Annotated in this window: 24 protein-coding genes and 4 pseudogenes; 27 read left to right on the top strand and 1 reads right to left on the bottom strand. The window is 37.0% G+C overall.

The annotated features are described in order from the left end of the window. Window positions 1-16: 16 nt before the first annotated feature. A pseudogene (gene ffh / locus N4G44_RS10680) lies at window positions 17-1377 on the bottom strand (signal recognition particle protein). Between the two features lie 460 nt (window positions 1378-1837). Here ffh and atpB point away from each other — a divergent pair. From atpB to N4G44_RS10545, 27 genes and pseudogenes are all read left to right on the top strand, one after another. Further along, the gene (atpB, locus tag N4G44_RS10675) at window positions 1838-2965 is read left to right on the top strand and encodes a F0F1 ATP synthase subunit A (protein ID WP_474926675.1); all 1128 of its coding nucleotides are present in this window, start codon (window positions 1838-1840) and stop codon (window positions 2963-2965) included. A 44-nt stretch (window positions 2966-3009) separates the two neighbouring features. Continuing rightward, complete coding sequence (locus N4G44_RS10670) at window positions 3010-3228, top strand: ATP synthase F0 subunit C (protein ID WP_007844726.1); 219 nt, start codon at window positions 3010-3012, stop codon at window positions 3226-3228. 98 nt (window positions 3229-3326) lie between these two features. Further along, window positions 3327-3821, top strand: coding sequence for a F0F1 ATP synthase subunit B (locus N4G44_RS10665; RefSeq protein WP_474926672.1), 495 nt, complete (start codon window positions 3327-3329; stop codon window positions 3819-3821). Between the two features lie 2 nt (window positions 3822-3823). After that, on the top strand, window positions 3824-4363 hold the full coding sequence (atpH, locus tag N4G44_RS10660; RefSeq protein WP_474926670.1) for an ATP synthase F1 subunit delta: 540 nt from the start codon (window positions 3824-3826) through the stop codon (window positions 4361-4363). Window positions 4364-4381: 18 nt separating this feature from the next. Further along, complete coding sequence (gene atpA, locus N4G44_RS10655; RefSeq protein WP_429934196.1) at window positions 4382-5959, top strand: F0F1 ATP synthase subunit alpha; 1578 nt, start codon at window positions 4382-4384, stop codon at window positions 5957-5959. Window positions 5960-6032: 73 nt separating this feature from the next. After that, window positions 6033-6897, top strand: a pseudogene (gene atpG, locus N4G44_RS10650) (ATP synthase F1 subunit gamma). Between the two features lie 104 nt (window positions 6898-7001). Further along, a pseudogene (locus N4G44_RS10645) lies at window positions 7002-8359 on the top strand (hemolysin family protein). A 26-nt stretch (window positions 8360-8385) separates the two neighbouring features. Continuing rightward, window positions 8386-8673, top strand: a complete 288-nt coding sequence (locus N4G44_RS10640; protein WP_474928323.1) for an ATP-dependent Clp protease adaptor ClpS — start codon at window positions 8386-8388, stop codon at window positions 8671-8673. 196 nt (window positions 8674-8869) lie between these two features. Beyond that, entirely contained in the window at window positions 8870-9484 is a 615-nt protein-coding gene (udk, locus tag N4G44_RS10635) for a uridine kinase (protein ID WP_040994842.1), read from the top strand. A gap of 2 nt (window positions 9485-9486) precedes the next feature. Further along, on the top strand, window positions 9487-9843 hold the full coding sequence (locus N4G44_RS10630) for an FtsB family cell division protein (RefSeq protein ID WP_474926667.1): 357 nt from the start codon (window positions 9487-9489) through the stop codon (window positions 9841-9843). 206 nt (window positions 9844-10049) lie between these two features. After that, complete coding sequence (locus tag N4G44_RS10625; RefSeq protein WP_474926664.1) at window positions 10050-11210, top strand: methylmalonyl-CoA mutase family protein; 1161 nt, start codon at window positions 10050-10052, stop codon at window positions 11208-11210. A gap of 68 nt (window positions 11211-11278) precedes the next feature. Then, the gene (locus N4G44_RS10620; RefSeq protein ID WP_474926663.1) at window positions 11279-11650 is read left to right on the top strand and encodes a GxxExxY protein; all 372 of its coding nucleotides are present in this window, start codon (window positions 11279-11281) and stop codon (window positions 11648-11650) included. 160 nt (window positions 11651-11810) lie between these two features. Next, entirely contained in the window at window positions 11811-12851 is a 1041-nt protein-coding gene (locus N4G44_RS10615; RefSeq protein WP_474926658.1) for a class I SAM-dependent methyltransferase, read from the top strand. A gap of 135 nt (window positions 12852-12986) precedes the next feature. Then, complete coding sequence (locus N4G44_RS10610) at window positions 12987-13652, top strand: OmpA family protein (RefSeq protein WP_474926657.1); 666 nt, start codon at window positions 12987-12989, stop codon at window positions 13650-13652. Between the two features lie 77 nt (window positions 13653-13729). Then, entirely contained in the window at window positions 13730-15109 is a 1380-nt protein-coding gene (locus tag N4G44_RS10605) for a dipeptidase (RefSeq protein WP_474926654.1), read from the top strand. Between the two features lie 137 nt (window positions 15110-15246). Next, complete coding sequence (locus N4G44_RS10600; protein WP_474926652.1) at window positions 15247-16164, top strand: T9SS type A sorting domain-containing protein; 918 nt, start codon at window positions 15247-15249, stop codon at window positions 16162-16164. 278 nt (window positions 16165-16442) lie between these two features. Continuing rightward, a complete protein-coding gene (locus tag N4G44_RS10595) occupies window positions 16443-17348 on the top strand; it encodes a T9SS type A sorting domain-containing protein (protein ID WP_474926651.1) in 906 nt (301 codons plus the stop codon). A gap of 231 nt (window positions 17349-17579) precedes the next feature. Next, window positions 17580-18284, top strand: a complete 705-nt coding sequence (locus N4G44_RS10590) for an SDR family oxidoreductase (RefSeq protein ID WP_474926649.1) — start codon at window positions 17580-17582, stop codon at window positions 18282-18284. Between the two features lie 152 nt (window positions 18285-18436). Beyond that, window positions 18437-19183 (top strand): electron transfer flavoprotein subunit beta/FixA family protein, encoded by a 747-nt coding sequence (locus N4G44_RS10585; protein ID WP_048504299.1) that lies wholly within the window; start codon window positions 18437-18439, stop codon window positions 19181-19183. A 43-nt stretch (window positions 19184-19226) separates the two neighbouring features. Continuing rightward, entirely contained in the window at window positions 19227-20174 is a 948-nt protein-coding gene (locus tag N4G44_RS10580) for an electron transfer flavoprotein subunit alpha/FixB family protein (RefSeq protein WP_474926646.1), read from the top strand. 172 nt (window positions 20175-20346) lie between these two features. Then, window positions 20347-20970 carry a bifunctional nuclease family protein gene (locus tag N4G44_RS10575; RefSeq protein ID WP_474926643.1) on the top strand — a complete coding sequence of 208 codons (624 nt, stop codon included), beginning with the start codon at window positions 20347-20349 and terminating at the stop codon, window positions 20968-20970. Then, window positions 20967-22348, top strand: a pseudogene (locus tag N4G44_RS10570) (nucleoside permease). Before N4G44_RS10575 ends, N4G44_RS10570 begins: the two are co-directional and overlap by 4 nt. 115 nt (window positions 22349-22463) lie before the next feature. Then, a complete protein-coding gene (locus N4G44_RS10565; protein WP_474926642.1) occupies window positions 22464-22904 on the top strand; it encodes an RNA polymerase sigma factor in 441 nt (146 codons plus the stop codon). Then, window positions 22889-23017 (top strand): RNA polymerase sigma factor, encoded by a 129-nt coding sequence (locus N4G44_RS10560; RefSeq protein WP_474928322.1) that lies wholly within the window; start codon window positions 22889-22891, stop codon window positions 23015-23017. The genes N4G44_RS10565 and N4G44_RS10560 overlap by 16 nt, the downstream gene beginning before the upstream one ends. Beyond that, a complete protein-coding gene (locus N4G44_RS10555; RefSeq protein WP_474926639.1) occupies window positions 22983-23408 on the top strand; it encodes a hypothetical protein in 426 nt (141 codons plus the stop codon). The genes N4G44_RS10560 and N4G44_RS10555 overlap by 35 nt, the downstream gene beginning before the upstream one ends. Before the next feature lie 17 nt (window positions 23409-23425). Next, window positions 23426-23692, top strand: a complete 267-nt coding sequence (locus N4G44_RS10550) for a hypothetical protein (RefSeq protein ID WP_474926638.1) — start codon at window positions 23426-23428, stop codon at window positions 23690-23692. 80 nt (window positions 23693-23772) lie between these two features. After that, complete coding sequence (locus N4G44_RS10545) at window positions 23773-23979, top strand: hypothetical protein (protein WP_474926636.1); 207 nt, start codon at window positions 23773-23775, stop codon at window positions 23977-23979. The last annotated feature ends 51 nt before the right edge of the window (window positions 23980-24030 follow it).

The following is a 24030-nucleotide window of genomic DNA, read 5'->3' as shown; positions in this document are numbered from 1 at the left end:
TTTCTTTTAAGCTTGCTTATTTCCCCATCATTCCGCCCATGCCTGGCATATTTGGCATTTTGCTCATCATCTGCATCATTTGTTTTCCCTGAGGTCCCTGCATCATCTTCATCATTTTGCCCATCTGCTCAAACTGCTTCATCAGCTGATTCACATCTTCAATCTTTCTTCCTGCTCCTTTTGCAATTCTCTGTTTTCTCTGAGTATTGATAATAGAAGGTCTTCTTCTTTCGTCAGGCGTCATAGAGTAGATGATGGCTTCAATATGTTTGAAAGCATCGTCACTGATCTCAACGTCTTTGATTGCCTTTCCAACTCCCGGAATCATCCCCATAAGGTCTTTCATATTACCCATCTTTTTGATCTGGTTAATCTGCTTCAGGAAATCATCAAAACCGAATTCGTTTTTAGCAATTTTTTTATGTAGTTTTTTAGCTTCTTCCTCATCAAACTGCTCCTGAGCTCTTTCTACAAGGGAAACAACATCTCCCATTCCTAAGATCCTGTCGGCCATCCTTTCTGGGTAGAAAAGATCCAAAGCTTCCATTTTCTCACCGGTAGAGATAAATTTAATTGGTTTTTCAACAACAGAACGGATCGTTAAAGCAGCACCCCTCTTGTATCACCGTCTAGTTTAGTAAGGACAACACCGTCAAAGTTTAATGCATCGTTGAATGCCTTTGCCGTGTTTACAGCATCCTGACCCGTCATGGAATCTACCACAAATAAAGTTTCATGAGGCTTGATAAAGTAATGTACAGATTTGATCTCGTTCATCATCTGCTCATCAATAGCAAGACGTCCCGCCGTATCGACGATTACGACATCATGACCGTTGGCTTTTGCAAAATTAATGGCATTTTCAGCAATAGTAGAAGGATTGGTTGAGCCTTCTTCTGTAAATACCGGAACCCCGATCTGGCCACCCAATACCTTAAGCTGGTCAATTGCTGCAGGACGATAAACGTCACAGGCAACCAATAAAGGTTTTTTGCTTCTTTTTGTTTTTAAATAATTGGCAAGTTTTCCGGAAAAAGTTGTCTTACCCGAACCCTGAAGACCTGCAATAAGAATTACGGTAGGTTTTCCCGAAAGATTGATTCCTTCCTGAGAACCTCCCATAAGATCTACCAATTCGTCATGAACGATTTTCGTCATCAACTGTCCCGGAGTAAGAGAAGTAAGAACGTTCTGTCCTAAAGCTTTATCCTGAACTCTTTTCGTAAGATCTTTTGCAACTTTATAGTTAACGTCAGCATCTACCAGCGCTCTACGGATTTCCTTTACGGTTTCCGCTACGTTGATCTCTGTGATTTTTCCGCGGCCGGAAATATTATGTAGAGCCTTGTCTAATTTATCCTGTAAACTATTAAACATATTTATTGTAAATTATAGGTTTGCAAAAATAAGGAATTTTTTACTATTATATTATATATAAGATATAGAGATTTGTTTGTATAAAAATTATAGTTCTATTTTTGCAAAATGAATTTAATGGATAGATTAATTATCATATTATTGATTTTAATATTAAATATTATTGTATATATAATATTTAAAAAGAATATTTATGGTAAAGCAGATGCCGGAATGAAGTTTTTAGTAATAAATATATTTAAGGATATCATTTGGCTTATAATTTCTTTAATGATAATTGATAAAACAAAGGAGAACTTTCTCTTTATAGTGATATGCTTTATAGCCGCATCTCTACTTATATATATACCCATAATAAAACTCATTAACAAGTCTTGATTTTTTTGATGATAAAAATCAATTTTTAATATTGGTAAAGTTTAATAAAATCGATATATTTGCACACGATTAAAAAAGAGATATGAACAGAAAAATTTCTTCATTATTTTTCGCATTTTTATTTGTGTTTATTGGCAGTTTGGCTAGTGCACAACATGAATCTGAAGGTGAGAAGTCAGCTGAAAAAGTAGAGAACAAAGAAGCCGGAGAGAGCTTCAATGCGACCAAAATGATCATGGAACACATTGGTGATTCAAACGAATGGCATTTATGGACTACAAAAGATGATAACGGGGAAGAACATCACATATCTGTTCCATTACCAGTAATTATTAAAGATAATGAAGGATGGCATACTTTCCTTTCAAGCAGTATAGCTCACGGTCACGAACATGACGGGTATACTTTAGAAGAAGGACAGGTAGTTTCTACTAAAGGAGTACAAAAAGCAACATTATTCTCAATCATTAGTGGGAAACAGAAGTCAAATGAAGTATTCTTTGATCTTTCAATTACTAAAAATGCAGCTTCAATGTTTTTGTCAGTAATTTTTATGGCGGTAATTTTCATAGGAATGGCAAGAAACTACAAGAAATCTCAATTACCAAAAGGTGCAGGTAGATTACTAGAGCCGGTAATTGTATTCATTAGAGATGAAGTGGCAATCCCAAATATTGGGTCTGTTAAGTATAAAAGATATATGCCTTATTTATTAACTGCATTCTTCTTTATTTGGTTTAATAACTTATTCGGATTGATTCCTTTCTTTCCGTTCGGAGCAAACCTTACAGGTAACATTGCAATTACTGCTGTTTTAGCAATCATTACATTATTAATTACATTATTCAGTGCTAATAAAGATTATTGGAAGCACATCTTTATGCCGCCAGTTCCGATCTTATTGTATCCTATCATGGTTCCAATCGAGATTATCGGAGTCTTTACAAAGCCTTTCGCTTTAATGATGCGACTTTTCGCTAACGTTACTGCTGGACACATTATGATCTTAGCGATTATTTCACTAATATTCATTTTTAAATCTCCGTTCTTAGGATTTGCATCTGTACCGTTGGCATTATTTGTTTCTGTATTGGAATTATTAGTTGCTGCATTACAAGCATATATTTTTACTGTATTGTCAGCATTGTTTATTGGTATTGCTGTTGCAGAACACGAGCACGAACATGGTCATGAAGAGCATGCTCACTAATTAAAAAAAGAAAAATAATTTTTAACTAATATAATTTATTTATTATGGATTTATCAACTGGAGCAGGATTAATTTACGTAGGTATCGGTTTAGCAGTACTAGGAGTAGGTCTTGGTATCGGAAAAATCGGAGGTCATGCAATGGATGCTATCGCTAGACAGCCTGAGCAAGCTGGTAAGATTCAAGGAGCAATGCTTATTGCTGCTGGTCTTATCGAAGGTGCTGGTCTTATCGCGATTATCTTTGGTGCTTTCATCAAGTAATTATCCTCAAAAAACATTCTTAGCAGTAAAGCGGTTGGCTGCTGCTAAGAATTTTAAAAACAATCCATAAAATAACACTTAAAAAAGAATCTACAGATATGGGAATTATAGAACCTGGAATTGGACTTTTGTTTTGGATGACTCTTACATTTGTTATCCTATTATTTCTTCTTGCAAAATTTGCTTGGAAACCAATCGTTAATGCGGTTAATGAAAGAGAGACTTCTATCGTTGATGCATTAAATCAGGCTAAATTGGCTAAAAAAGAAATGGAAGAGCTTAAAGCTGATAACGAAAGAATTATTCGTGAAGCTAAAATCGAAAGAGATGCTATCCTTAAAGAAGCCAGAGAAATTAAAGATAGAATCGTAGGTGAGGCTAAAGATGCTGCTAAAAACGAAGGAGACAAAATGATTGCAGCGGCTAAGCAAACTATCCAGACTGAGAAGAATGCTGCTATGGCAGACATCAAAACTCAAATCGGTGCTTTATCTGTAAACATCGCTGAATCTATCCTTAAGCAGAAGTTGGATAACAACGAAGCTCAAAACGAATTAGTTCAAAATTATCTAAACAAATCAAACCTTAACTAAGAATGCTTACATCTAAAGTAGCTAAAAGATACGCACAGGGACTGATTGATTTCACCAATGAATCAGGTCAGACCGCTGCTGTATTTTCTGAAATGAAAGATGTAGTGAAGATCATGTCTGAATCTAAGGATTTGAACAAATTTTTCCTTACGCCTTACATAGATTCCAAAAAGAAAATAGAGGCAGCAAACGAAATTTTTAAAGGTTTTTCAGCTTCTTCACAAAACCTAATCAGATTAGTGATCAAGCATGGACGTGAGAGCCAGTTGAAAAATATCGCTCAGGAATTTATCAATAAAGTAGAGGATATCAACGGGGTACAGAGAGTAACTCTTACAACAGCGACTCAGCTTTCCAAAGAAAACATTGATCAGATCCTGAGATCTACCAATCTGGTAAAAGCAGGTTCAAACTTTGATCTGAACCTAAATGTAAAGCCTGAAATTTTAGGAGGATACATTTTAAGAGTAGGAGATCAGCAGGTAGATGCGTCTGTAAAGACCAAGCTAAACCAAGTTAAAAAAGACTTTCAGTTAAATTAAAGAAAAAACAACCATACAATGGCAGAAATAAATCCGGCAGAAGTATCTGCGATCTTAAAACAGCAATTGGCCAACTTCGACACTCAATCCAACGTTGAGGAAGTAGGTACAGTTTTAACCATCGGTGATGGTATTGCTCGTGTATACGGGTTAGAAAACGTACAATACGGAGAGTTGGTGAAATTTTCTAGTGATGTAGAAGGTATTGTACTTAACCTTGAAGAAGACAACGTAGGTGTTGCTCTACTTGGTGAAAGTAAATTAGTAAAAGAAGGAGATACAGTAAGAAGAACAAACAGAATCTCTTCTATCAAAGTAGGAGAAGGTATGTTAGGAAGAGTAGTAGATACTCTTGGTAATCCTATCGATGGTAAAGGTCCTATTACTGGGGATTTATACGAAATGCCATTGGAAAGAAAAGCTCCTGGAGTTATCTTCAGACAGCCGGTAACTGAGCCTTTACAAACAGGTATCGTTGCCATCGACTCTATGATCCCTGTAGGAAGAGGTCAGAGAGAGCTTATCATTGGTGACAGACAGACAGGTAAAACTACTGTTGCGATCGATACGATCATCAACCAGAAAGAATTCTTTGATGCAGGTAAGCCTGTATATTGTATATATGTTGCAATCGGTCAGAAAGCTTCTACCGTAGCACAAATCGTTAAAACCCTTTCTGATAAAGGTGCTTTAGCATACACTGTAATCGTTGCGGCTAACGCTTCGGATCCGGTTCCAATGCAGGTATATTCTGCAATGGCGGGCGCATCTATCGGTGAGTTCTTCAGAGACACTGGTAGACCGGCATTGATCGTTTATGATGATTTATCTAAACAAGCGGTTGCTTACCGTGAGCTTTCTCTTCTATTGAGAAGACCACCGGGCCGTGAAGCTTACCCTGGAGACGTTTTCTATCTTCACTCAAGACTATTGGAAAGAGCAGCAAAAGTAATTGCTGACGACCAGATCGCGAGCCAGATGAACGACTTACCGGATTCTCTAAAGCCAATCGTAAAAGGAGGAGGTTCATTAACTGCCCTTCCGATTATCGAAACTCAGGCTGGTGACGTTTCTGCGTATATTCCAACCAACGTAATCTCTATTACAGACGGACAGATCTTCCTTGAATCAGATCTATTCAACTCAGGGGTTCGTCCTGCAATCAACGTAGGGATCTCTGTATCCAGAGTAGGAGGTAACGCTCAGATCAAATCAATGAAAAAAGTATCTGGTACCCTTAAATTAGACCAGGCTCAGTATAAAGAATTGGAAGCGTTCGCTAAGTTCGGTTCCGACCTTGATGCTTCTACTTTAGCAGTAATCTCTAAAGGAGAAAGAAACGTTGAGATCCTTAAGCAGCCGGTAAACTCTCCACTTCCGGTAGACAGCCAGGTAGCTATGATCTATGCAGGAACAGAGAACCTTTTAAGAAACGTTCCTATCAGAAAAGTAAAAGAATTCCAGGTAGAATATATCGAGTTCTTAAGATCTAAGCACCCTGATACAATGGCGGCTATTAAAGCTGGTAAAATCGATAACGATATTACAAACGTTCTTAAGCAGGCAGCTAACGATTTAGCTTCTAAATATAACTAAAATCTTCATGGTTTAAGGTTTGGAATCCCTTCCGGACCTTAAACTTTAGACCATACACTTTGAACCCAAATTAATGGCAAACTTAAAAGAAATACGAGGCAGAATTAGTTCAATTTCATCTACGATGCAAATTACCCGTGCTATGAAAATGGTTTCCGCTGCGAAGCTTAAAAAGCACAGGATGCAATCGTAATGCTGAGACCTTATTCTGAAAAACTGCAGGAAATCATCCAGAATGTAAATTCTAGCTCTGATCCTGATCAGGTTTCTGTTTATGCTCAAAAAGAGAAGTGAAAAGAATCCTTTTCATCGCTGTTACTTCAAACAGAGGTCTTGCAGGAGCTTTTAACTCATCGATTGTGAAAGAGCTTAACAATCAGTTCAGAGATAATTCTCAATACGAAATTGAAGTTCTTACCATCGGTAAAAAGGCTTTTGATGCGGTAAGAAGAACCCGTACAGTATATTCCAACGAAAGTGCTGTTTTTGACAATTTAAACTTTGATACAGTAGCACATGTTACTGAAGGAGTAATGACCAGCTTTAGAGAAGGAAAATTTGATGAAGTTTATCTGATCTACAACAAATTTGTGAATGCTGCTACCCAAGAAGTAACTGCCGAACAGCTTCTTCCGATTTCTATGGCCGAAAAAGCCGAAGAAACTCAGGTAGAAACAGATTATATCTTCGAGCCGAACAGAAACGAAATCCTTGACAATTTGATTCCTAAAGCAATCAAAACTCAGGTTTTCAAAGCGGTTTTAGATTCTGTTGCATCAGAGCACGGAGCGAGAATGACTGCCATGCACAAAGCTACAGACAACGCCCAGGCCCTAAAGAATGATCTTGTGATCTTCTACAACAAGGCAAGACAGGCTGCTATTACAAACGAAATCCTTGAGATCGTTTCAGGAGCAGAAGCCTTGAAAAATTCGTAAAAGAATTATTTTAACATAATATTAAAGCATCGATATTCTCGATGCTTTTTTTGTTATTTATATTTTATCTATCTTTGTAAACTAAAATATTATACAATTTCTAAATGGACTCGGACATAGTCAGGCTTTTGCTAGCCTTATTTCTTGTTTTACTAAATGGCTTTTTCGTAGCCGCAGAATTTTCAATTGTTAAAGTTCGTTATTCACAAATCCAGTTAAAAGCCGCCGAAGGTAACTCTATGGCGAAACAGGCAGAGCACATTATCAAGCATCTTGATGAGTACCTTTCCGCCACACAGCTTGGTATTACACTGGCATCCCTTGCATTGGGATGGGTAGGGGAAAGTGCCCTGCATCATGTGGTTGAAAGTATCTTCCATTCTCTGAATGTGGATTTAACCCAAACAACCATTACCACCATTTCAGTGGTGACCAGTTTTGTATTGATTACGGTTATGCATATCGTATTCGGAGAGCTTATCCCAAAATCAATTGCAATTAGAAAATCTGAATCAACTACAATGGCTACAGCAGTGCCGTTAAGAGTTTTTTATACGATCTTCAAGCCTTTTATCTGGTTGATGAACCTGATGTCCAATACTTTCTTAAGATTGGTAAAAATACATCCGGCTTCAGAACAGGAAATTCACTCTACAGAAGAGCTCCAGCTTTTGGTAAAACAAAGTGCGGACAGCGGTGAAATTGAAGAAGAGAACTATGAGATTATCAAGAATGCATTTGATTTTACAGATCATTCGGCCAAGCAGATCATGGTTCCAAGACAGAATATCACGTCTATTGACTTTGAAGAAGATATCAATGAGATTATCAACAAGATCATGGATAGCGGTTATTCCCGTATTCCTGTATATCTTGATTCTATCGATAATATAATTGGAGTTCTTTATACAAAAGAGATCATCAGGGAATTTGTTAAAAGAAAAGGAGAGCTTAATCATGAAGACCTGAAAGAACTGATGCGTGATGCATTCTTTGTAGTCGGAAGCAAAAAGATCTCAGATCTCCTTAAGATTTTCCAGCAGAAAAAACAGCACCTTGCGATTGTTATTGATGAATTCGGAGGAACAGAAGGTATTATAACCCTGGAGGACATTCTGGAAGAGCTTGTAGGAGAAATTCAGGATGAAGAGGATGATGAAGACAAGCTGGTAGATAAAATGGGTGATAATATTTATTGGGTTCAGGCGACACAGCCGCTGGACGAGATTAATGAGCATTTGCCTAAAAACTGCCTCTTTCCGAAGAAAGCGAATACAATTCACTGGCAGGATTTATTCTGCATGCACTGGAAGATATTCCTGAAGAAAATGATGAATTCGACCTGGAAAACTATCACTTCAAAATTCTGAAAATGAATAATAAAAGTGTAGAGCTGGTAGAATTGGTATATGAAGGCCCGAATGTGATTAATGATCTGGCCGATAAAATAGGAGAAGTTTAAAAAATAGAAATGATTTTTTTAACAGTATAAAAGATTACGAAAATCCGAAACGTCAGTACGAAGAAGAAGTGCTGGTTTTGGATGATACCGATGAAGTATATAAGCTCGTGCTCCATAATGACGATATCCATACCTTCGATTATGTGATAGATTGCCTGATTGAGATTTGCAAACATACTCTGGAGCAGGCAGAACAATGTACCATATTGGTTCATTACAAAGGAAAATGCACGGTGAAAACGGGATCAATGGATCTTCTTAAGCCAATGCATGAAAAATTACTTTCAAGGGAATTAACAAGCGAAATAGTATAAACTGAACTCTGCCATCCGGCGGAGTTTTTTATTAGGATTAATGCCTAAATTTATCAAAAAATAAAAACTTAGGAATATTTTAAATCCAGTGACTAATGTTGGATTTTTTTATTAGAAACAAATTCTGAAGGGATTGTTTTACTTGCATTCATCTAAAATAGTATATTTGTACCAACTATAAAGAAACAAAAAAAGAATGCTTGTAATAGGAATTGCCGGAGGTACAGGATCCGGCAAAACTACAGTTGTTGACAAGATACTGCAGCAGCTTGATATTGAAGGAATGAACATCCTTTCCCAGGATAATTATTATCACGACAACCCGAATCTGACACTGACCGAGAGAGAAGCGCTCAACTACGACCATCCCAAGTCAATAGATTTCGATTTAATGATAAAACATGTGAAAGCTTTAAAAAACAATGAGTCTATAGAACAGCCCATTTATAGCTTTGTCACCCATTCCCGAACCGGCGACCATGTCACTGTAGAACCTAAAAATGTATTGGTGGTAGAAGGTATTCTGGTCCTTACCAATAAGGAATTGCTGAAAGAGTTCGACCTTAAGGTATTCGTTCATGCAGATTCCGATGAAAGACTGATCAGAAGAATCAGGAGAGATACCCAGGAAAGGGGAAGAGACCTGAACGAGGTCCTTCACCGGTACCAGACCACACTGAAGCCAATGCATCAGGAATTCATAGAACCATCGAAGAATGAAGCCGATCTGATCATTCCGAACATGAGACAGAATTCCGTAGCGATTGATTTTTTAACTACTGTTATTAAAAATTCGTTGAGAAAACATTAAAAATGAAAGAAAACAAACTTATTAAAGACATTCAGCCGAAATCTGAAACATTCAGAATGATCCAGAAATATGTTCTGAACAAATACACCATTACGATCTGTATGTTCCTCGTCTGGATGATTTTCTTTGATAAAACCTCTTTCCTTGTTATTAATGAACTGAACGGCGAGATCAGCCGATATGAAGACCAGCTGGAGTACTATAAAAAAGAGTATGAAAAAAATGATACTTTTTACAAAAAGCTGATGAACAATAAGTCGGAAAAAGAAAAATACGCCAGAGAAAATTATTTTATGAAAAAACCGGATGAAGAAATCTTTATTCTGGTGGTAGACAGTACAAATGTTGCCAAAAAATAAGAAATTTAAAGAGTGAAATAGTCAATTTTGCTTCGCAGTGAATGGTCAATAGTCAATTTATGATTCACCATTGATTTACGAAGCAAAATTGACCATTCACATAAAAAATAAACAAAGCAGTGAATTGTTAAGTGTCAATTGTCAGCGATTAAAACTTCACCATTGACCTGCGAAGCAGAATTCACCATTTACCTAATTAAATGCCAATGTCAGCAGATATACTTCCAAACTGGGAAAATTTAGTAAAAAAACAACTGAAAACAGAAGACATTTATTCCATTTTAAAGAAAGAAAATCTTGAAGGAATTGATGTGAAACCGTTTTATAGTGAAGTTCAGAAACCCTTGGCAAACCTGCCGAAAGTGGAAGAAAATACTCATCTTGTAGCCAGATATCATGAAAGTTTGGAAGAAGATGTTTTTGCCTTTATTTTAGACCATAACGTCGAAAACCTTGAGCAGAAAACAATCTTTGTAAACAATAAAGACCTTGCCGGCCACATCAGCCCGAAAGAAGAGGACCAGTACTTTTCTCTGATTGATGTTTTTAATGAAAATGAAGGTACTATTGATGACCAGCTTACGAAAGAGCTTTTATCAAAAGACTTCAGGAGGAATATCTGTGTTGATATTTCACTTCATCAGAATGCTGGAGCTGCTATTTATCAACAGCTGGGAATTGCATTGGCAAAAGCCAAAGAGCTTATCGAAGTTTATGGTCCTGAAATTTTAAACAAACTGATCTTCAGAATTGCTGTCGGAGGAAATTATTTCTTTGAAATGGCTAAACTGAGGGCTTTTAAGATTATTTTTAACCAACTTTCCAGAGAATATGGGTTAAATGAAACACCATATATTTTTGCAGAAACATCTTTAAGAAATAAAGCGGTTGCAGATAATGAAAATAACCTGATCCGTTCTACCTTGGAACTGGCTTCTGCTATGATTGCAGGTGCAGATGCTGTTTTCAGCAACAATTATCTGGTTGGCAGGAGTACTGATAATTCCGAAGAGATCTCTTTTAAGCAGCAGATCGTTCTGGCTTATGAAAGTATCATTAATGTATTTGAAGATGCATCGAACGGAAGCTATTACGTTGAAGCTATTACCCGTCAGATGGCAGAAAAATCCTGGGCACTGTTTGTTGAAATAGAAGAGGCAGGAGGATATCTGGAGCTTTTGAAACAGGGAATTATTCAGAAAAAGATCTACGACCATGCTGTTGAAGAGCAAAAATGGGTAGAACAAGGAAAAATAAAGCTGATAGGAGTTAATTTATACCCCAAATTAGGCGTTAAAAGACCAATTGAAGATCTCTACAGCGAAAAAGAAATAAAAGCCGTACGTTGGGCTGAAATGTTTGAATAAGTATTCATATTGATGCCACGAATGCCCGAATATATTAAATTTGTATTCGGACACAAATGGATTATTATATGAATATTATTTATAAAGAGGAGGCCTATCGGATTATTGGGATTTGTATGGAAATTCATAATTATTTAGGTCATGGATTTTCTGAGATTGTTTATAAAGATGCATTGGAGCTGGAATTTAGAAAAGCCGGATTATTCTATGAAAGAGAAAAAGAGTACGAGGTGGTTTATAAAGGAATTGTTCTTCCGCATAAATTTTATGCAGATTTTGTAATTAATGAAAAAATTATTTTAGAAATAAAAGGCAAAAGTCAGATTGTGGATGCTGACTTAGCCCAGGCAATTAATTACCTAAAAGTTTCTGAAAATAAATTAGCATTGATTGTCAATTTTGGCGAATCAAAATTAAACTATAAAAGAGTCATTTTATAAGCAGTAGTTATTTAAAATAATGATAAGCAAAAACTATTTAAAATAAAATATTCGTGCATTCGTGGCATTCCAACCTGGAAATTCAGAACTACATCCATGCTAATCTACACGCAGATCTGCATGCTCTATTATTAAAAAATCCCCCTTTCCGGATGTTTCTATGCAGGAAATTGTCCAACAGATCAAAGGAAAGCAAACTGCCCTGAAGAAATTTCCGTTTCTGCTGAAAGAAGGAATTATTTTTCCGCCTCAACTCAATTTAGAGCAGTCTTCTTCGGAAACTACAGCCCTCTATAAGTCGCAAATCCTCAAAGGAAATAAATTCGTGGACCTGACGAGCGGTTTTGGTATCGATGCCTATTATCTTTCCGGGAATTTCAATGAAGTGACGCTCGTTGAACAGAACTCCGAATTACTGAATATAGTGGAACATAATTGGGGAATTTTAGGCAGGAAAGCATCTTTTATCAATCAAAACCTTGAAGATTTTCTGAGTACAAATAAAGAATATTTTGATGTTATTTATTTAGATCCGGCAAGAAGGGACCAGAACAAAAATAAAGTTTTTCTGCTTGAAGACCTTTCACCGGACATTCTGCAGATTAAAGATGTTCTTCTTGCTACTGCTGATCAAGTGATTATAAAACTTTCGCCGCTGATCGATCTGAAATACCTGATCTCAGTATTATCGGGTATTTTCAGGATAGAAATTATAGCCGTAAAAAATGATGTAAAAGAAGCTGTTATCTTTTTGTCCAATGAAAAAAGAGATGGCGTTACAGTGAATTGCATCAACCTGGAAAGCGGGGAATCTGGTTTTACGTTCGTATTTGGAGAAGAGGACAGTGCTCAGGCTGTATATGCTGAGCCTGAAAAATTTATATATATTCCCAATAACAGTATTTTAAAAGCCGGAGTTTTTAATCTGATCTCAGAAAAATTCGGACTTAAAAAACTTCATCCGAATACCCACATCTATACTTCGGGTCAGAAGGTTGACGGTTTTCCCGGGAGAGTTTTAGAAATGGAAATTGTTGAATCCAAGCAGATTAAAAAGAAAGAGCAGTTTAATATTATTTCAAAAAATTATCCCTTAAAACCTGACGATATCAAAAAGAAATACGGGATAAAAGATGGCGGGGAAAGCTATCTTATTTTTACACAATCCAAAAAAGGGAAAATAATTTTAAAATCAGTATAAAAATGTTGCCGAAAAAAGTAGGATTTCTTACTTTTGGGCAATCAAAAATTAAGCATGAAATCGCTTGCTGTAAAAATAATTGATACAGACTGAAATAATGCGATTCCATATGACCTTAAAAAATAAATTTTGCATATGAAAAAATTAATTATATGTTTAGCTGTTGCAACAGTAGCCGTAAGCTGTAAAAAGATCCAGGCAGGAGGAAACAAGAATACTCTGAAACTGGAAGAAGGAATAGAAAGATATTCCGACGATGTACAGGTAGGAGGTGAAGCACACGGTCATGAAGCTGCTGCAGGACATGGTTCTGAACATGCTGAGAAAAAATCTCAGGTTTCTATTGATTTGAATGGAGTTGCCCTGAAAGGTTTTGCCAACGGAATGGAAGACAGCATGATAAAGTACCTGAAGTCAGGTCAGTATGCTTCTGCAACTGAAGATGGATTAAAATCTGTATGGTATGATTTCGATAATGTGAACTTCAAAATAGGTTCTGCCAATCAGCTGGAAGCAGGTTCTCAGGAGCAGTTGGACAACCTGGCTAAGATTTTGAAAGCTTACCCGGATGCAAAAATTAAAATCGGTGGTTATACTGATAAAACAGGAGATGAGCCTAAAAATGTGAAATTATCTCAGGACAGAGCCAATTTCATTAAAGCTCAGCTTACAAGCTTAGGTGCCGGTGGACAGATCGTTTCAGCAGAAGGATACGGAAGCCAGTTTGCAAAAGTAGACGCGAAAGCATCTGATGCAGAAAGAGCGTCTGACAGAAAAATGTCTGTAAGATTTACAAAATAAGCTAAATACAATAAAGTATATAAATGCCTTGCTCAAGCAGGGCATTTTTTTTATTTTTAACGAAACAAATTTTTACAATGCAAGAGACATTAAATTACATCAACGAAAACAAACAGCGTTTCGTGGATGAATTATTTGAGTTATTGAGAATTCCTTCTATTTCTGCAGATCCGGCTTATAAAAATGACGTATTGAAGTGTGCGGACGTGTGTGCAGAGCATCTTAAAAATGCAGGGGCCGATCATGTTGAAGTATGCAAAACAAATGGATATCCCATCGTTTTCGGAGAAAAAATCATAGATAAAACCCTTCCTACGGTACTTGTATACGGACATTATGATGTACAGCCTGCCGATCCTTTGGAATTATGGAAAAAACCGCCTTTTGAACCTTATATTGAAAAAACGGAGCTTCACCCTGAAGGTGCCATCTTTGCGAGGGGTTCCGCAGATGATAAAGGACAGTTTTTCATGCATGTGAAAGCTTTTGAAGCGATGATGAAAACAAACTCACTTCCTTGCAACGTAAAATTCATCCTTGAAGGTGAAGAGGAGGTAGGATCTGTGAGCCTGGGAGATTTCGTTAATGAAAATAAAGAAAAGCTGTCTTGCGACTGTATTCTTATCTCTGATACCCACATCTACAGCAATGAGCAGCCTACCGTAACTACAGGTTTAAGAGGTTTGAGCTATGTAGAAGTGGAAGTGGAGGGACCCAACAGAGATCTTCATTCAGGGCTTTACGGAGGAGCGGTTCCAAACCCTATTCATGTGCTTTCCAGAATGATTGCCAAACTGATTGATGAAGATGGACATATTACTATCGATGGGTTCTATGACAATGTAGAAACCGTATCAGATGCTGAAAGAGCAGATATGAACAAACTTAAGGACAATCCTGAAGAATTCAAGAAATCTATCGGACTAAACGGAGTGGAAGGTGAAAAAGGCTATACAACACTTGAAAGAACTTCTATCCGTCCTACTTTAGACTGCAATGGAATCTGGGGAGGTTATACGGGAGAAGGAGCCAAAACAGTGATTCCTTCCAAAGCTTCCGCTAAAATTTCAATGCGTCTGGTTCCATATCAGACCCCTGAAGAAATTACAGAAAAATTCACGAAATACTTTGAAAAGATCGCTCCTGAGAACGTGAAAGTAAAAGTTACTCCTCACCACGGAGGAATGCCATATGTTTTACCAAGCGATACCAAAGAGTTTTTAGCCGCTAAAAAGGCTATGGAAACAGCTTTCGGTAAAGAAGTTCTTCCTTACAGAAGCGGTGGGAGTATTCCGATCACGGCAATGTTTGAAAAAGTATTAGGAGCCAAGTCAGTGTTAATGGGCTTTGGACTGGATTCAGATGCAATTCACTCACCGAACGAACATTACGGGCTGTTCAATTTTTATAAAGGAATTGAAAGTATCCCGTTATTCTTTGAAAATTATTCTAAATAATTAATATTTTATAATCATAATGTGTAAAGCGTTCCGACATCGGAGCGCTTTATGCTTTTTTATGATAATATCGCTATCAAATGATATTTTTTTAATAATCTATGTGTTTATTTTTAGTTCAACCTAAAAATAATACTATGAAAAAAATCTATCCTTTCACATTCTGCTTGTTTTCAGCATTTTCCTTTGCCCAACAGATGGTTTCTTTTGAATATTTAGACGGCTTTCATACCGGAGATATTCATGGGCAGGGGACTTGGATCAGCACACCAACAGGCGATGTACCTCCCAATGTACTCAACCAGACCGTCTGTACAGATACGGCAACGGATGGAGCCAATTCACTGAAAATAGTAAAGGAAAATACATATGGAACTCAGTCGATTCCGATAATCGGGGCATTTGATAATCTTCCCATATTGCTTTCCTATAATAGTTTTACTGTCTCTTTTGATATCAATATGTCCCAACTCAATGGATCTATCTTTAGCTTTCAGGGAGTAAGCAGTGCTGACGAGAAATATATTGTGAGACTCGATTTTGATAATACCGGTAATATTAAGGTCCTGAAAACAATTTCAGGCCAGCCTGTAATGGAATCTGCCTCAGGAAACTGGCTTCCGAATGTATGGTATCAGATAAAGGTAGTAGGTACACCGGCGGATATAAAATATTATCTGAATGGAGTTTTAATCTATTCCGGTACGGCAGCGGAGTCAATGGACATAAACCAGCTTCGTTTCGTACATGATAATGCAGACGGATCAGCCTATATCGATAATATTAAGGTGTACAATCAGCCATTGTTATCTGTAGCAGACGGTGATATGAATAAAAAGACTGTAGAAGTATACCCAAACCCTGCTTCAGATTTTATTAAGATAAGTTCTTCAGGGAAAATAAAAAGCATAGAAATCTATGATACAGCGGGTAAAAAGATTCAGGGCGGGCTGGAAAACAATAAAGTAGACATCAGAAACCTTTCCCCGGGAGCCTATCTGATTAATATAAAAGCTGAAAATGGCAATTTTTCCGGGAAGTTTATTAAGAAATAATGTAAAGGGTTAATTTTCTTGTGTTTAGAATTATTTTCACTTATTCCGATAGATATTTTTGTGTTTTACTATATTTTCAGTTAAAATATTTTATATAAGTTAATTTTTCAGAAAAATCATTTATGTTTTATGTTTTTAACAAAAATGGGTTAAATGGTATATTTTAAGTTTTTTGGTTAAAATATTGACTTATGTTATTGAATTACAGGAATATTTTTTTAAATTAGAATAAAAGTTCTATATTTACTAGACTAATTAATAATGAAAAAAATAATATCATGAAGAAAATTTTACTATCTGTTGCGTTATTTGGTTTTCTGCTGGGTAATGCTCAAATGAACTACAGTTTTGAGACATCTCAAGGATTTAACACAGGTAATATTGCCGGTCAGGGTGGCTGGGGAGGTACTGCTGCAGCATATACTGCAGTGGTTACAACAGAACAGGCTAAACCAGGGACACAGTCATTGAAAATTACAGGTAATAATGGAACCAACCATGCTTCAGCAGGGGCCATTAGCCCTACAGTAACTGTAAACGGACCTATTGTAACCGTGTATTTTAATGCCTATTTTACGGCGGCTCCTACGGCGGGAGATGAATGTGACTTCTTCTTTTCTCCGCAATCGCCGGCCCAGAGTACAATCAATGCTAGGATGAGATTCGATTACCAGAACAATATTCATGTCATTGATATGGATCCGTTGACTCTTCAGCTTGCTTACATTGACACAGGGGTAAACTTTACCAGAAATGGATGGAATACCTATAAAATACAATTGGATTTTACGAATAACGAGGCAAAATATTATCAAAACGGAACATTGATCTATACCGGAGTAGTAGCAGGAGGTACTATGGTTGGGAATATAGCGATTACCAACGATAATTATAACAGTTCAGCTTATTTTGACGGGATTCAGGTCGTAAGCGGTGTACTGGGCACATCTGAAGCAACGAAAAAAGTAGACTACAAAATGTATCCTAACCCGACTTCTGATTTTGTTGTAGTAGAATCAAAAGACAAAATAAACTCAATTGCAGTTTATGATTTTGGTGGCAAAAAACTGGATACACCGGTTTCAGATAACAAAGTGGATTTAAGAAAACTACCTGCCGGAGTATATATTCTGAATATTGAAACGTCTAACGGAAAAGTAACCGAAAGAATTGTAAAAAAATAAGATAGATAACTCTTAACATAAAACGCTCCAAATCGGAGCGTTTTTTATTTTAAAGTCAGAGAAATTATAAGATTGTTTTAAACATGCTTTACTAAAAGTATAATAATCTGTACAAATCGGTAATTGATCTGGTTGAGTTCATTAAAAAATAAACTACTGATAAATCTTAGTCCATATAAAACGCTTCAATTGGAGCGTTTTTGTTATTTTAGGGAATTAAAATTTAGCAGTATGTTAGAAAATAAAGTAGCTTATATAACAGGAGGAACCAAAGGAATAGGTTTCGGGATAGCCAGGATATTATTGGAGAATGGTATTTCGGTAGCATTTTCAGGACGCAAAAGAGATGATGTGGAGAAAGCTGAAGAAGACCTTAAAAAATATTCGGAGAATGTTCTGGGCATTGTTTCGGATGTGAGGAACCTTGAAAGTGAAGAAGAAGCGGTAAAATATGCCGTCGCCAAATTCGGAAGGCTGGATTTTGTGATTGCCAATGCCGGCCTGGGAATATTTAAGCCGGTAGATGAATTAACTGCAGCAGAATGGAACGATATGATAGAAACAAATCTCACAGGCGTTTTCTATACATTAAAAGCCTCTGTAGAAGAGCTGAAAAAGACAGAAGGTTATTATATCACGGTTTCAAGCCTTGCCGGTGCCAATTTCTTTGAAAACGGAACAGGCTACAATGCTTCTAAATTTGGAGTGGTAGGATTTACTCAGGCTGCAATGATCGATCTCAGAAAATACAACATCAAGTCTACCGTCATTATGCCGGGATCAGTAGCTACAAATTTTAACGGAAACATCCCTTCAGAAAAAGACAGCTGGAAGATCCAGCCTGAAGATATGGGAAATCTGGTGCTTGATATTTTAAAAATGAATCCCCGTGTCCTGCCCAGTAAGATAGAGTTTAGGGCAACCAAACCAGCCTGATCAGTGCATTTAATGTATTGAATAGTAAAAAAATAAGTATTATGCATGCATAATATATTTTTTAATTATATTAGCAACTGTAAAATATAACAAAATCTCGGCATAGAACGCTATGTTTTTATGCACAAAAGGGAAAAAATAAAATAGTACACATGAAAATATTAGTTTGTATCAGTAGTGTTCCGGATACTACTTCCAAAATTAACTTTACGGCAGATAAATCTGCTTTCGACAAAAATGGAATCCAGTGGGTAATTAATCCATTAGATGAATTTGCATTGACAAAAGCGGTTAAACTTCAGGAAACTCAGGGTGCAACTGTAACAGTGATCAATGTAGGAGATGCTGCTACAGAACCTGTAATAAGAAAAGCATTGGCTATTGGTGCCAACGATGCAGTGAGAGTAAACCTTGATCCAAAAGACAGCTATTCTACGGCAAAAGAAATTGCTGCTGTAGCTCAGAATGGCGGATATGATCTTATTCTTTGCGGGAAAGAATCCATCGATTACAATGGCGGGTCTGTACCGGGAATGGTGGCTCAGTTATTGAACCAGCCTTTCGTGAATGCATCTGTAGGTTTAGACGTAAACGGAAGTGAAGCTACTGCAGTAAGAGAAATTGAAGGCGGAAAAGAAACGATATCAGTAAAATTACCTGCCGTAATTGCAGGACAAAAAGGTTTGGTAGACGAAAAAGATCTTATCATCCCGAATATGAGAGGAATTATGTCTGCAAGAACGAAGCCTTTACAGGTTGTAGAGCCTGCTTCTTCTGAAGTGAAAGTTCAGGGAGTATCTTATGACAGCGTGCCGCCAAGAGCTGCTGTGAAAATGGTTTCTCCTGACAACCTGGACGAATTGGTAAGATTACTTCACGAAGAAGCTAAAGTAATCTAACAATCTTTTAATTCTTAAATTTTTTAATCTTTAAATTTAAAAAATGGCAGTATTCGTATACGCAGAAAATATAAACGGAGTTTACAAAAAAGCGGCTTTGGAGGCAGTTTCTTATACTAAGGCAATTGCAGATCAGGCAGGAGATACCGTTACGGCGATCTCTGTAAACCCAACGGATTCTTCAGATGTATTGTACAAATATGGAGCATCAAACGTTATCAACATCAAAGATGAAGGTCTTAAAAACTTCTCGGCAAAAGCCTATGCGCAAGCTGTAAGTGAAGTGGCAGACGGAAACATTATTGTATTTCCTCACACTACAGACGCTTCTTCTGTAGCTCCTATGCTTGCGGTAATGAAGAACTATTCTTTAATTACCAACGTTCTGGAAGCTCCTGAAAGCCTTTCTCCTTTCCAGGTGAAAAGAAGAGCATTTTCCGGAAAAGGATTTATGCATGCAAAAGCTGAAGGAAATGGCGTGATCATCACGGTTTCACAAAATGCCTTCGGAGTAAAAGAAAATGCAGTATCAGGTTCTGAAGAAGTGAAAAACTTATCAGTAGCGAATGAAGATACTAAAGTAATTTCTCACGAGCAGAGTTCAGGTAAATTAGACCTTAAAGAAGCTGAAATTGTTGTTTCTGCAGGAAGAGGGATGAAAGGTCCTGAAAACTGGGGAATGATTGAAGATCTGGCCAATGTTCTTGGTGCTGCTACAGCATGTTCCAAACCGGTTTCTGATATCGGATGGAGACCTCATACAGAGCACGTAGGACAGACAGGTAAAGCAATTTCACCTAATCTTTATATTGCAGTAGGTATTTCCGGAGCTATCCAGCACTTAGCTGGGGTAAACTCTTCTAAAACTATTGTAGTGATCAATAACGACGCTGAAGCACCGTTCTTCAAGTCTGCTGATTATGGAGTAGTAGGAGATGCATTCCAGATCATTCCTGCATTAACGGAGAAGATCAAAGCAATTAAAGGATAAAAAAGTCAATAGTGAATTTTGCTTCGCAACACAATAGTCAATTCTAAGATTGACATGAAGTAATTCACGATTCACAATTTTCACAATAAAAATAAAAGCTCGGGCTTTTCCGGGCTTTTATTTTTGCGTAAAAACTGAAATCACAATAAAAAATTAATCTATATTTGTAGCTATGGATTATAAACAGCTAATTATTCGCGGAATATCGTACAGCCAGACCCAATCGGGGGCTTACGCATTGTTATTGGAGCATGAAGAAACACATATAAAATTACCTGTTGTTATAGGAAATTTCGAGGCTCAGTCTATTTCGCTGGGACTGGAAAAAGACATCCATCCGCCCCGTCCCCTTACTCACGATTTATTCACAAAATTTATAGTTTCTGCCCATTATGAGTTGGTTTCAGTAATTATTTACCAGATCGTAGACGGCGTATTTTTCTCTAATATTAATTTCAAAAATAAAGCTAATAATGAAGAGCTCATCCTGGATGCAAGGACTTCTGATGCGGTAGCGATGGCAGTAAGATTTGATGCGCCTATCTTTACCACCCAGCAGGTACTTAATGAAGCGGGAATTCTTCTTGAGCTGGAAGATGTTTCAAAAGAAGAGCAGCCGTTCTCTGAAACCGTGCAGTCTGAAGACAATTTAAAAGCCCTATCTATGGAAGAGCTTCAAAAATTGCTTGAAGAAGCCGTAAAAGAAGAAGATTTTGATACTGCTTTGGAAATTCAGGAAGAAATTAAAAGGAGGAAGAAAAAATTGATTAAAAGAGATACTTTATATAAACTATGAATTTAAAATTACGACTTACCATCCTCAGCTTTCTCCAGTTTTTTGTTTGGGGAGCATGGCTGATTACGATGGCTAATTTTTGGTTCGGCACAAAACATTGGGATGGAGCACAGTTTGGAGCTGTTTTCGGAACAATGGGGATTGCTTCCATTTTTATGCCGACTATTACCGGAATTATTGCCGACCGCTGGGTAAATGCGGAAAGAATTTTTTCGGCTCTACAAATTTTGTATGGTTTGGTTCTTTTCTTTTTGCCTCATACAGAAACTCCTGACTCTTTTTACTATGTAATGCTGGTGGCAATGTGCTTTTATATGCCGACAATTGCCCTTGCAAACTCTATCTCTTATACTGTTTTAAAGAACAGTAATCTGGATGTGGTGAAAGATTTCCCCCGATTCGTGTTTGGGGAACAATAGGTTTCATTGTGGCAATGTGGGTAACCAATCTTACTGGAAATAAAGCTACGGAAGGCCAGTTTTACATTGGAGGAGCGGCAGCTATTATTTTGGGAATATATGCATTAACCTTACCGAAATGCCCGCCACAGAAATTAATAGATAAAAATGCCCCTCTGTTCGAGCAATTAGGACTGAATGCCTTCAAACTATTCGGGAACTATAAAATGGCGCTGTTCTTTGGGTTTTCAATGCTTTTGGGAGCCGCCCTTCAGTTGACCAATGCTTATGGTGATGTTTTCCTGAGTGAATTTTCTCATTTCCCTAAATATGCAGATTCATTTGTAGTTCAGAGATCTACAATTGTGATGTCTATTTCCCAGGTTTCTGAAACCTTATTTATTCTGGCAATTCCTTTCTTTTTAAAGCGATACGGAATTAAAAAAGTAATGCTGATTTCAATGTTTGCATGGGTATTGAGATTCGGATTCTTTGCATATGGAACTCCTGACGGATATGGAGTTTCATTGATCATTTTATCATGTATTGTTTATGGGATGGCTTTCGATTTCTTCAATATTTCGGGATCGCTTTTCGTGGAAACAACTACTGATAAAAAAATCCGTTCTTCTGCACAGGGATTATTCATGATGATGACCAATGGTTTCGGGGCCTATTTCGGAAGTAATATTGCAGGTTGGGCTATTGATAAGTTCTTTACGCACAAATTTACAAATGCGGCAGAATTATCATCTTATCTAGATACAACACCTGATAACCAGAGTTTTCTAGAGATTCTTAAAAATACATTCAATGCTGCAGTAAATGCAGACGGGACGTTATCATCTGCAGTAATGCTAAGAGACTGGCAAAATATCTGGCTGGCTTTTGCGGCATACGCTTTGGTTCTTGCCATTCTTTTTGCATTTTTGTTTAAACACAAACATGATCCGAAAGATGTGGCGAATGTAAATCATTAATTTTATTGCACTGATTATTAAAATATTACATTGCACTTTTGAAAAAAGGTGCAATTTTTTTTATTTTCAGGCAACCTTTTATAATTAATTTCGTCTTATAGATAGAAACTGATACATGGAGAACCTTGAAAAGAATTTTTTACTGGCAAAAAAACAGGACAGGATGGCCCAAAAGGCCCTCTATGAAATGTTTTCGGCGAAAATGCTTGCCATATCAAATTCTTATACAAACAATCTTCATGATGCGGAAGATATCCTGGTAAGTGCATTTATGAAATGTTTTACCAAACTGGATGAATGCAGGGACTGGAAAAGCTTTCCGTTCTGGCTGAGGAAAATAGTCGTGAATGATTCTATAAGCTTCGTCAGGAAAAACAGGAATATCCTGTATGCAGATATAGAAGTGGCAGATGATTGTTCCGATGAAGATCTGGATGAAGGTCTCGAACACATCAATCTGGAAGAGATATTCTCACAGATGCCGGCAGGGTACAGGCTGATCTTCAACCTGTATGTCTTTGAAGAAAAAAACATCAGGAAATTGCAGAAATCCTGAATGTTTCAGAAGGTACCAGCAAAAGCCAGCTCAGCAAAGCAAAGAAATGGCTTGCAGAATTTTTAAAAGCAAAAGAAAATGAAAAAAGAAATACTGAAACAATTAAAATCTGATTACGAAAGGCTCGAAATAAAGCCTTCTGCAGATCTTTGGGACAGGATAGACCAGAATCCGGAGAAAACTCCGGAAACGGTATCCAAAACGTCTTTTCAGTGGTGGAAATATGCTGCTGCCGTGCTGGTATTGATTTCTGTAGGTACACTTATCTATTATAACAAATCCGGAAATGAATTTAATTATAAAAAGACAGATTATATCGTTAAGCAGGTTCTGGAAGAAACAACAAGTCCTGCAAAATCTGATCTCGGAAACCAGCCTGTTATTTCAAATAAAGAGCCTGTGCAGGAAGTTGCTAAAATTGTGAATGAAGTTCATACGCAAAAAAATTCTGAAGAAGTCTTAGCTTCCAAAAAAGAAAAAAAGCAGCCGCTCCCCAAAGTTTAGAACATAAAGAGCAGATTGTGGTTAATGAACCGGAGAATAAAACAATTTACCCGGTAAAAACGGAGGATGTTAGTCCCAATCCGCCTGTAGTGGCAGAAGTTCAAAGGCCAAAATCCAGCTATATCAATGCAAATGAGCTTCTTCAGGGTAGAGAATTTGATAAAAACCGTGCAAAAGCAGATAAAGACGACCACAAATTTGGCGTTATCCGTTTTAATAAAGTAGTTCCGACGGTAGGTAACGTAACTGTTTTAGGAGTGACCGTTTACCTGGATTCCAAATAAATCTGAAAATTTTATAAAATAAAAATACTGTCCTTGAACAAGGTCAGAGCCAGAATATTGTCTAAAAAATTAATAAAAATATGAGAACAAAGTTAGCCTTAATGACTGCCATAGTAGCTTTTACCTGCAGTTTCGCACAGGAAACACCGGAATTGAATCCGAAAATAAATCGCTACTCACAAAAGATCGATAGTATCGTAGTATCGGAAAAATCAAAAATGAATACAGAACTGGATGCTATAGATAAAAACTTCAGCGAAAAAAGATCAGCATTGAGGAAAAACTGAAGCAGCGGGAAGAAACTGCACAGAAATACCAGCAGATCATTAACGGGAAAG

It is taken from the genome of Chryseobacterium sp. GTID13 (assembly GCF_056172655.1).
Note: the sequence above shows the minus strand (reverse complement) of the source record. Positions and strands in the feature narration are given on the sequence as shown.

Coding starts and splice junctions, on each gene's coding strand:
- atpB (WP_474926675.1), top strand. CDS start 1,838: ATGAACAGAAAAATTTCTTCATTATTTTTCGCATTTTTATTTGTGTTT.
- N4G44_RS10670 (WP_007844726.1), top strand. CDS start 3,010: ATGGATTTATCAACTGGAGCAGGATTAATTTACGTAGGTATCGGTTTA.
- N4G44_RS10665 (WP_474926672.1), top strand. CDS start 3,327: ATGGGAATTATAGAACCTGGAATTGGACTTTTGTTTTGGATGACTCTT.
- atpH (WP_474926670.1), top strand. CDS start 3,824: ATGCTTACATCTAAAGTAGCTAAAAGATACGCACAGGGACTGATTGAT.
- atpA (WP_429934196.1), top strand. CDS start 4,382: ATGGCAGAAATAAATCCGGCAGAAGTATCTGCGATCTTAAAACAGCAA.
- udk (WP_040994842.1), top strand. CDS start 8,870: ATGCTTGTAATAGGAATTGCCGGAGGTACAGGATCCGGCAAAACTACA.
- N4G44_RS10630 (WP_474926667.1), top strand. CDS start 9,487: ATGAAAGAAAACAAACTTATTAAAGACATTCAGCCGAAATCTGAAACA.
- N4G44_RS10625 (WP_474926664.1), top strand. CDS start 10,050: ATGTCAGCAGATATACTTCCAAACTGGGAAAATTTAGTAAAAAAACAA.
- N4G44_RS10620 (WP_474926663.1), top strand. CDS start 11,279: ATGAATATTATTTATAAAGAGGAGGCCTATCGGATTATTGGGATTTGT.
- N4G44_RS10615 (WP_474926658.1), top strand. CDS start 11,811: ATGCAGGAAATTGTCCAACAGATCAAAGGAAAGCAAACTGCCCTGAAG.
- N4G44_RS10610 (WP_474926657.1), top strand. CDS start 12,987: ATGAAAAAATTAATTATATGTTTAGCTGTTGCAACAGTAGCCGTAAGC.
- N4G44_RS10605 (WP_474926654.1), top strand. CDS start 13,730: ATGCAAGAGACATTAAATTACATCAACGAAAACAAACAGCGTTTCGTG.
- N4G44_RS10600 (WP_474926652.1), top strand. CDS start 15,247: ATGAAAAAAATCTATCCTTTCACATTCTGCTTGTTTTCAGCATTTTCC.
- N4G44_RS10595 (WP_474926651.1), top strand. CDS start 16,443: ATGAAGAAAATTTTACTATCTGTTGCGTTATTTGGTTTTCTGCTGGGT.
- N4G44_RS10590 (WP_474926649.1), top strand. CDS start 17,580: ATGTTAGAAAATAAAGTAGCTTATATAACAGGAGGAACCAAAGGAATA.
- N4G44_RS10585 (WP_048504299.1), top strand. CDS start 18,437: ATGAAAATATTAGTTTGTATCAGTAGTGTTCCGGATACTACTTCCAAA.
- N4G44_RS10580 (WP_474926646.1), top strand. CDS start 19,227: ATGGCAGTATTCGTATACGCAGAAAATATAAACGGAGTTTACAAAAAA.
- N4G44_RS10575 (WP_474926643.1), top strand. CDS start 20,347: ATGGATTATAAACAGCTAATTATTCGCGGAATATCGTACAGCCAGACC.
- N4G44_RS10565 (WP_474926642.1), top strand. CDS start 22,464: ATGGAGAACCTTGAAAAGAATTTTTTACTGGCAAAAAAACAGGACAGG.
- N4G44_RS10555 (WP_474926639.1), top strand. CDS start 22,983: ATGAAAAAAGAAATACTGAAACAATTAAAATCTGATTACGAAAGGCTC.
- N4G44_RS10545 (WP_474926636.1), top strand. CDS start 23,773: ATGAGAACAAAGTTAGCCTTAATGACTGCCATAGTAGCTTTTACCTGC.